Source organism: Nostoc sp., assembly GCF_036918015.1.
Lineage (GTDB): Bacteria > Cyanobacteriota > Cyanobacteriia > Cyanobacteriales > Nostocaceae > Nostoc.
On sequence record NZ_JBALEO010000058.1, the window covers coordinates 67,950 to 82,695 of the forward strand.

Sequence of the window (14,746 nt, forward strand, 5' to 3'; positions counted from 1 at the left end):
TAATCCTTTTACCTTTAATCTTTCCCCAAGCCCTCACAAGTACATTTTTGAGTTGACAAATTACTAGCTTACGCTTTGCAGCTTCCTAATTTCCTACTGAGAACCTTGACGCTTTTGTGTAGGATATTCTATCTCTGCATTTGATGCTTTCAAAGCTTGTCTTCACTGCTGCGGTTACTAATTTTGGAACAATCAATTTATAAATCACTAGGATTTAACAGTATGTTTAGCACTCATGTTAATATTTCTGGATACGAAATCATTGAAGAAATCTACAATGGTTCGAGAACTATAGTTTATCGAGGGTTTAGAGAAACTGATTCATTACCTGTAGCAATCAAACTGCTGAAAAATCCATATCCCTCCTTTAATGAACTGGTGCAGTTTCGCAATCAGTACACCATTGCCAAAAATCTCAACTCATCTTTAATTGTCCAAACCTACAGCCTGGAGATGTATCAAAATGCCTATGCGTTGGTGATGGAAGATTTTGGTGGCATTTCTCTAAAAGATTATTTTGTTCGCGATCAAACGCGAGATAGTAGGTTTTTGGAAGAGTTTTTTCAAATAGCGATCGCACTGTGTAATACCTTAGAAATACTCTATAATCAGCGCATCATTCATAAAGATATCAAACCGAGCAATATTTTAATTAATCCAGAAACCAAACAAGTTAAATTAATCGACTTTAGTATTGCTTCTCTATTACCAAGGGAAACGCAAACGCTAATCAGCCCCAATGTATTAGAAGGAACACTAGCTTATATTTCTCCAGAACAAACAGGGAGAATGAATCGGGGAATTGACTACCGGACTGATTTTTATTCCCTTGGTGTAACTTTTTACGAATTACTCACAGGTGAGTTACCTTTTCAATCAAACGATCCAATGGAGTTGGTGCATTCCCATATTGCTAAGGTAGCCTCATCAATACATTTAATTAACTTACAAATTCCGCCAGTAATTTCGGATATCGTCAGCAAATTAATGTCAAAAAATGCTGAAGACCGCTATCAGAGTGTATTAGGATTGAAGTATGATTTAGAAAATTGTTTTTATCAACTGAAGACAACAGGTAAAATTGAAAGTTTCCCAATTGCCCAAAGAGATGTATGCGACAGATTTATTATCCCCGATAAACTCTATGGACGAGAAGTAGAAGTAGAAACTCTGCTAGAAGCATTTCAAAATGTCAGCCTGGGTGCAACAGAAATAACGCTAGTAGCTGGGTTTTCGGGGATTGGTAAAACTGCGGTTGTTAACGAAGTTCATAAACCTATTGTTCGTCAACACGGTTATTTTATCAAAGGCAAATTTGACCAATTTAATCGGAATATTCCTTTTTCTGCATTTGTCCAAGCTTTCCGTAACTTCATGGAGCAATTACTAGCAGAAAGTGATGTCCAAATACAACAATGGCGAAATCAAATTATTCAAGCATTAGGTGAAGACGGACAGGTAATTATTGAAGTCATTCCCGAATTAGAAAAAATTATTGGCAGACAACCACCTGCATCAGAATTATCAGGTAACGCAGCACAAAACCGATTTAATTTACTATTTCAAAAATTTCTCCAAATATTTACAACTAAAGAACATCCTTTAGTTATATTTTTAGATGACTTGCAGTGGGTAGATTCGGCTTCATTGAAACTCATCCAATTATTAATGAATGAAGCTAATCAGGGATATTTATTGTTAATTGGTGCGTATAGAGACAATGAAGTATTCCCAGCCCATCCGTTGATGGTGATGTTGGATGAAATTCGCAAAACAGGTGTCAAGGTAAATAGTCTTAACCTAAAACCACTCAACCAATTAGAATTGAATCAACTTGTAGCAGATACATTAAATTGTGCAGAGAATGTGGCATTATCTCTTTCACAATTGATTTACCGTAAAGCTCAAGGAAATCCATTTTTTGCAACTCAAATACTGAAATCATTACATCAAGACCAACTAATTCAATTCAATTTTGCCGAGGGGTGTTGGCAATGTGATATTTCTCAAATCAATCAGCAAACTCTAGCAGACAATGTTGTTGATTTTATGGTTTTCCAACTACGAAGACTACCAGAATCAACTCAACAACAATTGAAGCTAGCCGCTTGTATTGGCAATCAGTTCGATTTAAAAACATTAGCGATTGTTTCTAAACAATCGGAGGTAGAAACCGCAGATTGTTTGTGGAAGGCTTTGCAAGAAGGGTTGATTTTGCCGCAAAGTGAGGTTTATAAGTTTTTTGTTGGTTCCGAAAATCAAGCAGCTACTCAAGAACAGTCTGAGATGGTTGTATATAAATTTTTACACGATCGCGTCCAGCAAGCTGCCTATTCACTCATTCCAGATGCACAAAAACAGTCAACACACTTGCAAATTGGGCAATTGTTATTACAGAATACACCTAAAGAGCAGCAAGAGTCAGGAATTTTTGCGATCGTTAACCAATTCAATTACGGACTGGAATTATTAGAGGAAGTTGACGAACGAGAACATTTATCCCGGTTAAATCTGATAGCTGGTTGTAAAGCTAAAAACTCGACTGCTTATGCGACAGCAGTTGAGTATTTAAAAGTGGCAATTCTTTTATTACCGATAAATGCTTGGCAAAGCAGCTACGATTTGGCTCTTGCTGTTTACGAATCTGCGGCTGAGGCAGAATATCTCAATACAAACTTTGAGTCATCAAAATTATTAGTAGAGATTATCCTCAAAAATGCTAAATCTCCATTAGAAAAGGTTCGTACCTATGAGATTCAAATCCAATCTTATACAGCACAAAATAAATTCATTGAAGCAATAGCCACAGGTAGAGAAGCACTGCAATTACTAGATTTGACGTTACCTGAAGACAGTAATACTCAAATTATTTTTGATGAACATGACAAATTAAAACAAATGTTTGTTCATCAATCGATAGCAGCATTGGCAGATATGCCAGAAATCATTGATCCCCAAAAATTAGTTGCGCTCCGCATATTATCGGGTTTGTTTGCTCCAGTTTATATAGCCAAACCGATGTTATTGCCGCTCAAAATTTTTACAATGATCGAGATTTGTATCAAGTACGGCAACTCACCACAGGCAGCTGTCGCTTATAGTCTCTATGGATTATTTTTGTGCAGTATTGGTGCAATTGAAGATGGGTATCAGTTTGGTAAACTCGCGGTACAACTTTTAGAAAAATTTCAAACTAAAGAACTTAAAAGTAGGGTTTATTTAACATTTAGCCTGTTTATTAAACATTGGAAAGATTCAATTAAATCTACTTTGGATCTATTTTTGGAGGGATTGCAAAGTGGATTAGAAACCGGAAATTTAGAATATGTAGGCTATTGTGCCAATTGCTATTGTCAATTTCTCTTTTGGAGTGGAGAAAACTTAGAAAATGCTGTGCTGGAAGCAGATAAGTATTGCGATCTAATGCAGCAAATAAAACAAGAGGTATCTCTGGTTTGGGGAAATATCTGGCGGCAGACGGTGCTAAATTTACAAGGAGAAGTGGCTAATCCCTGTTGTTTAATTGGTAAGCATTTTCACGAAGTCGAAATGTTACCGACTTTAATTGAAACTAACAATATCAATGGTATTTGTTATGTCTATCTAGCAAAAACGCTCCTAGCTTATCTTTTTGGTGAATATGAATCTGCTTGGGAATCTTCTCAAAAATTTGAGCAGTACGAGCAGGGAGCAGCAGGCTTATTAATTGTTCCTTTGCGGAATTTCTATCAATCTTTGAGTTTGTTAGCTCTTTGTTCTCAGGTAAATGAAGCACAGCAACAGCTTTATCTCCAGAAAGTAGCCGAAAACCAGTCAAAAATGCAAGAATGGGCGGCTCATGCACCCGTAAATTATCAGCACAAGTACAATTTAATTTTAGCTGAACAAGCTCGTGTAACTGGCGATCGCTTACAAGCCGCAGATTATTATGAAATAGCGATCCAAGGAGCGATCGCCAATGACTATATTCAGGAAGCCGCGATCGCTAACGAACTTGCTGCCAAATTTTACCTAGAATGGGGTAAAGAAAAAGCCGCAGAAGGATATCTGCAACAAGCATATTACAGTTATGCCCGTTGGGGAGCAAAAGCCAAAACTGATGACTTGGAAAAAGGCTATCCCAAATTACTCAAACCTATTCTGCAACAGCAAGAATTCAACTTAAATCCCTTAGAAACCATAGCCAGTGTTGCTCGTACATCTAGTTACACTACCAGCAGCACTAATATTTCTGATGCTCTAGATTTAACCTGCATTCTCAAAGCAGCTCAAACTATCTCCAGTTGTATCGAATTAGACGCACTTATCAGCATTCTCACTCGCATTATCTTAGAAAATTCTGGTGCGAAAACATCTGTATTAATTCTTCCTCAAAAAGATACTTGGCAAGTGCGGGCAATTACCTTTATCGATCAACAGCCAAATTCCCAGACTGATGTCAAAACCATTCTTGATTCACAACTAATAGATGCTTGTCAATATATTCCCCGAAAGCTGATAAATTACGTTAAGAATACTCAAGAAACTGTCATTATAGACAATTGTCAAACAAATATTCCTGGTGTAATTGGAGAATATATGCTCCTACATCAACCTCAAAGTGTATTATGCACACCCATTATTAACCAAGGTCATTTGGTGGGGATTCTCTACCTAGAAAATCAATTGAGTCAAGGAGTATTTACTAGTAACCGTTTGCAGGTAATTAACCTACTTTCCTCCCAAGCAGCAATTGCCTTAGAAAACGCTCGGCTTTATCAGCAAGCTGGGCAAGCTTTACAAGATTTGCAACAAGCTCAATTACAAATCGTCCAAAGTGAAAAGATGTCTGCATTGGGTAACTTAGTTGCTGGCGTTGCTCATGAAATGAATAATCCTCTTGGTTTTATTGCTGCGAGTCTCAAACAAGCTAAACCAACATTTATTGATGTTATCGAACACTTGAAACTATATGAACAAAAGTTTCCTATTCCCGGAGATGAAATTTTTAACCATGCCGAAGAAATCGATTTGGAATATAGCTTAGAAGATTTGATCAAAATGATTGATTCGATGACAATAGCGTGTGACAGGCTCAAGAACATTAGCACCAGTCTGCGTACTTTCTCCCGTGCTGATAGAGATTACAAAGTACCGTTTAACATTCATGAAGGCATTGATAGTACGATTTTAATTCTCAAACATCGCCTGAAAGCTAACGAAGAACGTCCAGCTATTGAAATCATCAATGAGTACGGAAATTTACCCAAAATTGAATGCTTCCCTGGTCAATTAAACCAAGTGTTTATGAATATCCTAGCGAATGCCATTGATGCCTTAGATGAATCAAATACAGGTAAGAGTTTTGAAGAGATTCAAGCCAATCCCAACCGGATTACAATTACCACATCTTTAAAAAATAAACAAGTTGAGGTGAGCATTGCTGATAATGGTCAAGGCATGAGTGAATCAGTCAAGCAAAAGATATTTGACCACTTATTTACTACAAAAAGTGTCGGTAAAGGAACGGGATTAGGATTAGCGATCGCTCAGTCTATTGTTGTAGAAAAACATGGCGGTTCACTGGTTGTGAATTCTACCCAAGGTGAAGGAACAGAATTTGTGATTATCTTACCGATTCTGGCTCAGACTCAAAATTAATACCAATTTCAAAAAAGAATGCGACAAATCGATCATTTGTAGAGACGCGATTCATCGCGTCTTTAGCCCAATACAGTTCATATAAGCCCAAAATGCTGATATGGAGACGCGAAAAATCGCGTCTTGAAAAACCAATTATCTACACTAATAGCTGTTAACTGAACCTATCGAAACTTGAACTAAATTTCAAAATGGCAAATATTTTTTAACCTCTCCATTTTTTGCAAAATTGGGATACTCATTAGAAATCTGGATTAATACATTTAAGATGCTCACAGCCAAAACCTTGAGTCATCATTGCAGATAGCTGTTGAAAAACTTGTTCGTCAAAGTTGAGTTCTCGGATGATTTGGTCATGGCCTTGCCCCTGCGCTATCCGCTTTGCCATTTCCTGAAACTCTACCCAAGTTAAATTACTCTCAACAAATGCTTTAGCGAGGGTAATTACCAGTTCTTCATAATCATTATCTTCCAATTTTGTCATCATTCGGTGTTCAATGTGAAGCGAATCATCGAAACAGTAATACCAGGATTTCGGTTGCTGCTTAAGTATTCTTCGGAAGAAATCTTGCTGTTTCGAGCGACTAACAGCACCATCTGCCTCACTACATACCATTAAGATTGGAGCAGAAACACAGCCTTGAGCCTTGTCTAAAACCTGATATCCCAATTCTAGAAATATCCGTAAGGCCTTGAGACGAAAACCTTTATAACCAAAATTCCCAGGTGCATCTTTGTTGAACCATTCAAAGTAAATTGGCAGAATTTTGATGAGTTGATCGAATACTAAATAACGGCTACCTAAATAAGGCGTAAACAATAAAGTGCGGTCAATCTCTTGAGGATGCTCTAAAGCTAACCAAGCAGCTAAAGTTCCACCTGTTGATAATCCACCAATCACAACTTGTTGACCTAGCGTTTTGGCAATCTGCAACCATTTGATGACAAATTGTTGATAAATCTCAATATCTGTTGCCAGGGGTGGAGGATTTTGAGACTTCCAGTCACCTGAGCGTCCATGACCAGGTTGTAAAGGAATCAGAACGTTATATCCCTTGTTAAAGAAGGCTTTACCAAGCGGCTCGAACTGGTAAGGGCCTGCTGTAAAACCATGCAAAAACAAAAAAACTTTTGACGTGAAGTCAGGATGAATCAAAAATTTAGAACGGCAGGCTTCATTTTTAAGACCTAGTGCGGACTCTAATTGGTGAACTTGCTCTAGAATTTCTACTGTATTTTGAATGCCAACTTTCATTTATGTAATTATTATGTCCATATATATATAGTAATCCTACTTGAATCCTGCTCAGTATACTCAAAAGGAAATCTTCGTCAGGCAAGCTTTTAAGCAGCTTAGTTATTCAAAAATTAAATAGGAGTCCTAGATATATGTTACTTTATGAATTAAGTAGTTACTCCGAGTCTAGCAGAGGACATATTCTTGAGTTACCCTGCCAGAAGTGAGAAACCTTTTTAAAGTCGGATGTGTATTCACTCCAAACTAATTTTCCACAACCCGTCTAGCGGATTAGACTGTTGGAATTGACTATCATTGCTACCGAGCCAATTATTGTCATACACCAACCCCACACTGAATGTTCTATTTAGAGGATATTGTCCTAGTTTTCCAAAACCTTCAATATTCTTTGAGTCAGCGATCGCTTGCTGGTTCAACTGTATAGTTGTTTGGTTGCCGTCGTCAAAGTAAATTGTGGCTCGTTTGTTGTGAAAGCGCACCTGAACTTTGTAGACCCCACCAGTTGCATAGTAATAAGCTCTAGCAGGCAGCTTTTGACCATCAATATTTTGTCCTTTAAGCTCAACTGCCATAGCAGGACTGCATAGCAGCAACAGGATTGGCAAGACTGACCCTAAAACTTTCATTGGTAGTAACAAACACTTTGAATCAACTACTTTCTACTTTAAAACATAAGTATAGCGACTTAAAAGAAGCTACAGCGATCGCTAAAATGATGAAATAAGTTTCACAGTCAATGTCAGAAAGTCGTCTTTCCATACTCTTGTAGAGAGACGCGATATATCGCGTCTCCAACCTTACTCCCTACTCATGAAATAAATCCAAGTCTGTGACAGCACCAACACTACTAGAGGAAACTAACTTCGCATATTTTGCTAAGATGCCTTTTGTATAACGGGGTGGACGGGGTTGCCATTTGGCGCGGCGACTGGCTAATTCTGCATCAGAAATGTTGATTTGTAACAAGCGAGAATTAGCATCGATAGTGATGCTATCACCTTCTTCGACCAGAGCGATCGCACCACCAACGGCAGCTTCGGGAGCGACGTGTCCGACTACCATCCCGTAAGTACCGCCTGAAAAGCGTCCATCAGTAATTAACGCCACTGCATCGCCTAAACCCGCACCAATAATTGCTGAGGTGGGCGCTAGCATTTCCCGCATCCCAGGGCCACCTTTCGGCCCTTCGTAGCGGACGATAATTACATCACCGGCTTTAATCTTCCCTGCAAGGATGGCATCTAAGCATTCTTCCTCGGAATCGAATACCCGTGCAGAACCGGTAATGCTAGGATTTTTCACCCCAGTAATTTTTGCTACTGCTCCCTCTGTAGCAAGATTCCCTTTCAGGATGGCTAAGTGACCTTGGGCATACATCGGGTTATTCCAAGGACGAATCACATCTTGATTGCTTGGTGGTTCATCGGGGACATCTGCTAAAATTTCGGCGATGGTTTTACCTGTGATGGTGATACAGTCACCGTGAAGTAATCCATGCACCAATAGCATTTTCATCACTTGGGGAATACCACCAGCTTGATGTAAGTCTGTAGCGACATATCTACCACTGGGTTTTAGATCGCATAAAACCGGGACACGATCGCGGATAGTTTCAAAATCATCTAGATTAAGTTCTACACCAGCCGCACGAGCGATCGCTAGAAAATGTAACACGGCGTTAGTTGAACCACCCACAGCCATAATTACAGAAATAGCATTTTCTATAGATTTGCGCGTGATAATGTGCCGGGGTAACAGTTGATTGCGAATTGCTTCTACTAATACCTTGGCTGATTCTTCAGTACTATCGGCTTTTTCATCATCTTCCGCCGCCATTGTGGAAGAATAGGGTAAACTCATACCCATCGCTTCAAAAGCCGAGGACATAGTATTGGCTGTGAACATCCCACCGCAAGAACCAGCACCAGGACAAGCGTGGCGTTCTACTTCCATCAGTTCGGTGTCGTCAATTTTTCCAGCACTGTATTCACCCACAGCCTCAAAGGAACTGACAACAGTCAAGTCACGACTGTTGTAGTGTCCTGGTTTAATTGTCCCACCGTAAACAAAGATAGCCGGGATATTCATCCGTGCGATTGCAATCATTGCCCCTGGCATATTTTTATCACAGCCACCGATAGCGATCGCACCATCCATACTTTGACCATTACAGACGGTTTCAATGGAGTCAGCAATCACTTCTCTTGACACTAGGGAATATTTCATTCCCTCAGTTCCCATAGAAATCCCATCACTAATAGTGATTGTGCCGAACATTTGCGGCATTGCCCCGGCTAGTTTAATTCCAGCTTCAGCTATGAGTGCTAGTTTATTAATCCCCATGTTACAGGGAGTGATGGTGCTGTAGGCATTAGCCACACCGACAATTGCTTTCTTAAAGTCTTCCTCTTGAAAACCTACTGCACGCAGCATAGCCCGATTTGGCGATCGCTGTACCCCTTGTGTAACAACTTTACTTCTGAAATTCTCTGACGTTGTTTTTTCACTCATTGCTCTGGCCTCAATCAAATCTCTGTATGAGTATGATATGTAGCCTTTTTTGAGATGTCCAATATATATTTATTTCAAATTGATACTTATAAAGTATCAAAAAAATGGGACTACGAAATCTGAGCTACTTCATTGCTGTAGCTGAGGAATAACATTTCAGCAGGAATTAGACAAACGTATAATTTTATTCAGCCATAAATCGAATGGCTCTTTGCGTTAATACTACTCACCCACAGAAATTATCAACTCTCAACTCGCGCCACACATCAGACGGTTGCCAGCCAGAGTTACCAACGGAGCGCAAAGGGCGATAGTGTTCACTGATGTAGTCCGATTCGGATGCTTCGATGTACACAGGTAGATTTGGTTCAACCACCGATTCAGGAATATCTTGACTCTCAGGCATCTCAATCAGTTCAGTCGATGGTGGAGTTACTTCTGTTGTCTTGCGAATTGGGTTAGAAGTTTTTTTGATGAGTCGTTGCATATTCATAGTCATTGTTTGGCTTTCCACAAGGTAAGATATCCCAGAATACATTAAGTTATTAGACAATCCGAAATATTTTGTTGGAAAGTTTTTCGGGTGCGGATTGCTTTTCGCTTTTCAAAGATGGGAGGGTAGTACGATTGCATGATTGCACTAATAGGCGTTGCATAAATGCAGGATGAATTAGCTAAATACGAATACTTTTTTATACACTCAGTAATTAAGTAACAATTGAATTGAATATTTAAGCACATCTATTGATTTGGAATAGCATAATTTTTTCGATAGCGAAGCGGTAGAGACGTTAGGAGCGTCTGTAGGCGTGTAAGATAATCACGTAAATGTGTATTTTCACCTTCTACGTAGTCATATATGTTTTACTGACGATATGGTAAACTTTCCATCCGTCACATAAAAATAGCACTGCCAAGAGCAAACAATGTCCCATAAAGCTTTAAATTTTTCAGCACTATGGTCTCCTAAGACCCAAGCTAAAAATCCACAAATTTTCCCTCACCAAGAGAGATTTAACAACAAAACTAACTGACTATTTTATCAAGAAAATCATGAATAACACTAAATCATTTAACCAAGTTAAACGCAGATTTTTCAGGAACTTTGCTGTTAAAGCGCTGTTATTTACAATAACACTATTATTTACGATAGTTTTCTTAAATCATAGCACTACTGGAGTAAGTGTTGTACCTCAAGCCCTGCGTCCTGATATCAAGGTTCGCAATATTATTAATACACTCTCAGTCTCTCCCTCTGTGCGGATTGTAAAAGATCCACGAAACAATACTCTCTATTACCTCAAACGAAATGGTGAGATTTATCAAGTCAATTTAGCCTCCTCTACTAAAACCCTTGTGTACAACTCTAGTAATCATAATATAAGTGAAACTCAAGGTATGGCCATTGGCCCTAACGGCACAATTTATTTAGTTGGCAATGCAGACCTTGTGAATAACCAAACTCAAGCTATTATTGTTAAAGGTGTAATTAATTCGAGTACAAAACAGCGTATCTGGTCTATCTTAGCTAAGAGTGCAGCCTATCCCAAAAGCAAAACAGCTTATGACCATCGCTTCAACGGCGTAGTTGTTAGCCTGGACGGTAACTTTATCTATGTGAATAGCGGTTCTCGTACCGATCATGGTGAGGTTCAGTCTGTTGATGGTCTATATCCCAATACTCGCGAAGTCGGATTAACCGCCTGTATACTCCGTCTTCCTAGTAATGGTAACAATCTCTTTCTGGCAAACAATCGAGCAACTTTAAAGACATCTGGCTATATTTTTGCAGAAGGAACACGTAATACTTTCGATATGGCTTTTGCACCCAATGGTGATTTATTTGGCACAGAAAATGGGCCAGATCGCGATATGTCAGAAGAATTAAATTGGCTACGTTTAGGTGGTAATTACGGCTTTCCTTGGCGTATTGGGGGGACAGACAATCCACAACAATTTCCCAATTATAATCCTGCCACTGACCGATTGTTAAGCCCTCAATTTAACGCCATCCAAAGGGGCTACTATCGTAACGATCCAACCTTTCCTATTCGGCCTACTGGAAATTTGATTGAACCAATTCCTAATCTTGGGCCGGACGCAGATAATTACCGCGATCCTGTAGATGGAAAAATCAAAGATGCCAGTGTTCTTGGGCAACCTTTTAGCACTTTTACAACACACCGTTCTCCTTTAGGATTAGTTTTTGATACACAAGGAGTAATGATTCCAGAATTCAACAGAGATGGATTTATGTTGAGTTGGACAGCAGGCGATCCCACTGGCGAAACACTAGTAGGCCCTTTTAAAGATGCTAGCCAAGACCTACTGCATTTAAAGTTAACTAAAGTAGGAAATACCAAGTATAAACTTAACGCTACGCGCCTTGTCAGAGGTTTTAGTAATCCCATTGATGCTGAGATTATTAGCAATAAGATTTATGTTCTAGAATATGGCGGAAATCAAGGAATTTGGGAAGTCTCTATGCCTACCAAGTAAAGTAAATTCGACATTCGCCCAACGGGTGATATCAAGTTCGGTAAATCCCTTACGATATGTCATTGCGAATGCAACGAAGTGGAATGAAGCAATCGCAAAGGTTTGGGATTGCTACGCTCCGCTAGCAATGACATAAGTATTAAGCCGGAGATGATATGACAGCATAGACAACGCCAAACGAAAATAGATTGCGAGAATCTAATTTTTCTAAACTTATTTATCTTTTTTCCTTAAGTGTCTTATCTGTCTTAACTGTCCTTGTAACAATTTTTCAGCCGTGATAAGTTCTTGTAAAACCAACACTATTAACGAAGCATAACTATGTCAATAGAAACAAGAACTGTGAAAGACGTGACTATTTTAGATGTAAAAGGCAAAGTGACAATTGGCCAAGGTGATTTAACCCTTCGCGAATCTATCAGCAGCGCACTTGCAGATGGTGCTAGAAATATTTTGCTCAATTTAAGCGGAGTGACTACAATCGACTCTTCGGGAATAGGTGAGTTAGTATCAGGTTATACTACAACAAATAACCAGGGTGGGAAACTTAAATTAACAAATCTTCCCCCGAAAGTTAATGATATTCTGACGATAACCCAACTCATAACGGTTTTTGAGACTTATGACAGTGAAACAGAAGCACTTCAATCATTCTAATTAGTGGGATTTTTGTTGTCTGTACTGATACTGAAAAAAACAAGTTACTAAATATCTAAGTACAGTAGAGATTTAAGATTTTTGCTCTGCCTGTCCCTGTAACCAATTCAATACTTAACTCATCCCACCTATGAAAAGGTGGGATTTTTAGTTTCAGGATCTATGCATTAGTCACATCTTTCTTAACAAAAGAGTTAAAAAATATTTCACAGAATAATACGAGGACTGTTATTTTTAAGCCATGCTAATGTAAGTAAGATGAATCTTGTGATGTCTTTTTCGATGTCTACAGACCTTAATTTGCCGTTGGTGTTTTTGGAGGATTGCATTACGCAAAAAAAGCGATAATGCTATAGTAGTATAGGGAATTCAGCAAGATTTCCCTAAATTTACAGCATTTGAATGTAGAATATATACTCAAATGTCTGAATAAATAGTTGGAGAGGTGTCCGAGCGGTTCATGGTGACGCACTCGAAATGCGTTTTGGGGAAACCCAACGGGGGTTCGAATCCCCCCCTCTCCGTTCAAAAGATTACTGAAAATTTACTACCATGTGGCGGAAATTTGCCTACCTTTAGCAAGGCTCTTGAGGAATTTGTCTGTTTATTTGCAAGTTAGATAGGATTATCGCTTCATATTTACGTAGTCAAATATTTGCCAAAACCACTAAAATATACACCGCTAATACAGATTTTACAGATTTTTGGGATAAACTAATGCCATCGTGTGAGGAGTGAACGATGGTAGATCGCAGCTTGGGGCGAGTATTCTCATTTAGTCTAATCAGCATTTCTTTATATCTGGGTATTAGTATAGGAGTCATTATCCGGCTTGGTCAATCACAGCGATTAAACGCTGCTACTATGCCTACTAAGGCTGTGCAATTTCCATTAGTTATTCCTGTTACACCATCAAAAACACAACAACAAACCTTTCCAGATACTATCACCATCAAAGCTGTTGGAGATATTATTCCCGGCACTAATTTCCCTAACCATAGATTACCCCGTTTTCGAGATCAATTATTACCAAAGTCAGTGAGAACTCACTTGCAAGGATCTGATATCTTGTTTGGGAATTTTGAAAGTAGCCTAACTAATTATCCCTATACTGCTAAAGATATTAGTCGAGGACAAGTCTTTGCCTTTCGTTCTCCACCTGGATATGCTCGGCTATTTGCTGAGGCTGGTTTTAATGTGTTCAATATGGCAAATAACCATGCAATGGACTTTGGCCCGGTAGGGTTCAAAGATACAATGAAAAATCTTCAGGCTGTGGGCATTGCAACATTAGGTCATAAAAATCAAATTCTTTATTTGGAAGCTAACAATATCCCTGTGGCAATGATCGGATTTTCTCCTTATGAAATGTATAATTCCATCCATAATTTAGGAGCGGCTAAAGCACTCGTGGCAGAAGCCAAAAATAAAGCCAATATTGTAGTAGTATCGATGCACGCTGGAGCGGAAGGAACGGGGGCACTACACGTTAAGAATCAAACAGAGTTTTTTTATGGAGAAAACCGAGGTAATGCGATCGCGTTTGCTCGAAACATGATTGACGCCGGAGCAGACTTAGTGCTAGGACATGGGCCTCACGTTCCCAGAGCGATGGAAATTTATCAGGGAAAAATCATTGCCTATTCTTTAGGAAACTTTTTGGGATATCGGACTTTATCTACAAATGCCCAAACAGGTGACTCAATGATTTTAGAAGTCAAACTCAACTCAACAGGAGATTTGGTTTCAAGTAAAATTATTCCCGTTCGGATGGATCGGCAGGGAATTCCTCATATCGATCGGAGTTTTCAAACTGTAAAACTTATGCGTTATTTGAATAATCAAGCTTTTCCCAAGAATCCGGTGAAGATTAATAAGAAGGGGGAAGTTGTTGTACAGAATAAACTTAATCCTTCCTAAAATAATTCGTAATTCGTAATTCGTAATTCGTAATTAGTTAATAGGACTCATCGCGCTGCTTTACCAAAATCCAAAATTGACTAGTACAACACGGCGGAAATAAACCACCCATTCCAAACCAATGAAACGCTTACGCTGTATTAATTTTGAATTTTGTTAGCGCAGCGTTAGCGAGTCCGCGTACCCCTACGGGGAAGCAAGCTACGCTTTTAGCGTCTCGTAGAGAGCGTCATTTTGAATTTTGAATTCCGCCTTGCGGTA

The 14,746-nt window shown here is 39.0% G+C and carries 8 protein-coding genes, 1 tRNA gene and 1 pseudogene; 5 read left to right on the forward strand and 5 right to left on the reverse strand.

The window, feature by feature from the left end:
- Positions 1–222: 222 nt before the first annotated feature.
- A complete protein-coding gene (locus V7K61_RS13385; protein ID WP_335053758.1) occupies positions 223–5,640 on the forward strand; it encodes an ATP-binding sensor histidine kinase in 5,418 nt (1,805 codons plus the stop codon).
- Positions 5,641–5,881: 241 nt separating this feature from the next.
- Here V7K61_RS13385 and V7K61_RS13390 read toward each other — a convergent pair whose 3' ends face one another.
- From V7K61_RS13390 to V7K61_RS13410, 5 genes and pseudogenes are all read right to left on the reverse strand, one after another.
- On the reverse strand, positions 5,882–6,895 hold the full coding sequence (locus V7K61_RS13390; RefSeq protein WP_335053759.1) for an alpha/beta hydrolase: 1,014 nt from the start codon (positions 6,893–6,895) through the stop codon (positions 5,882–5,884).
- 236 nt (positions 6,896–7,131) lie between these two features.
- Positions 7,132–7,470 (reverse strand): hypothetical protein, encoded by a 339-nt coding sequence (locus V7K61_RS13395; RefSeq protein WP_335053760.1) that lies wholly within the window; start codon positions 7,468–7,470, stop codon positions 7,132–7,134.
- A gap of 232 nt (positions 7,471–7,702) precedes the next feature.
- Positions 7,703–9,409, reverse strand: coding sequence for a dihydroxy-acid dehydratase (gene ilvD, locus V7K61_RS13400; protein ID WP_335053761.1), 1,707 nt, complete (start codon positions 9,407–9,409; stop codon positions 7,703–7,705).
- Positions 9,410–9,635: 226 nt separating this feature from the next.
- On the reverse strand, positions 9,636–9,908 hold the full coding sequence (locus V7K61_RS13405; RefSeq protein ID WP_335053762.1) for a hypothetical protein: 273 nt from the start codon (positions 9,906–9,908) through the stop codon (positions 9,636–9,638).
- A gap of 201 nt (positions 9,909–10,109) precedes the next feature.
- A pseudogene (locus tag V7K61_RS13410) lies at positions 10,110–10,397 on the reverse strand (hypothetical protein); the annotation flags it as partial.
- Between the two features lie 65 nt (positions 10,398–10,462).
- Here V7K61_RS13410 and V7K61_RS13415 point away from each other — a divergent pair.
- The 4 genes from V7K61_RS13415 (at position 10,463) to V7K61_RS13430 (ending at position 14,485) form a co-directional block, all read left to right on the forward strand.
- Positions 10,463–11,908: a PQQ-dependent sugar dehydrogenase gene (locus V7K61_RS13415; protein WP_335053763.1), complete on the forward strand. Its 1,446-nt coding sequence runs from the start codon at positions 10,463–10,465 to the stop codon at positions 11,906–11,908.
- 321 nt (positions 11,909–12,229) lie between these two features.
- On the forward strand, positions 12,230–12,565 hold the full coding sequence (locus V7K61_RS13420) for an STAS domain-containing protein (protein ID WP_335053764.1): 336 nt from the start codon (positions 12,230–12,232) through the stop codon (positions 12,563–12,565).
- A 439-nt stretch (positions 12,566–13,004) separates the two neighbouring features.
- A tRNA-Ser gene (locus tag V7K61_RS13425) sits at positions 13,005–13,089 on the forward strand.
- 217 nt (positions 13,090–13,306) lie between these two features.
- The gene (locus tag V7K61_RS13430) at positions 13,307–14,485 is read left to right on the forward strand and encodes a CapA family protein (RefSeq protein ID WP_335053765.1); all 1,179 of its coding nucleotides are present in this window, start codon (positions 13,307–13,309) and stop codon (positions 14,483–14,485) included.
- Positions 14,486–14,746: the final 261 nt, after the last annotated feature.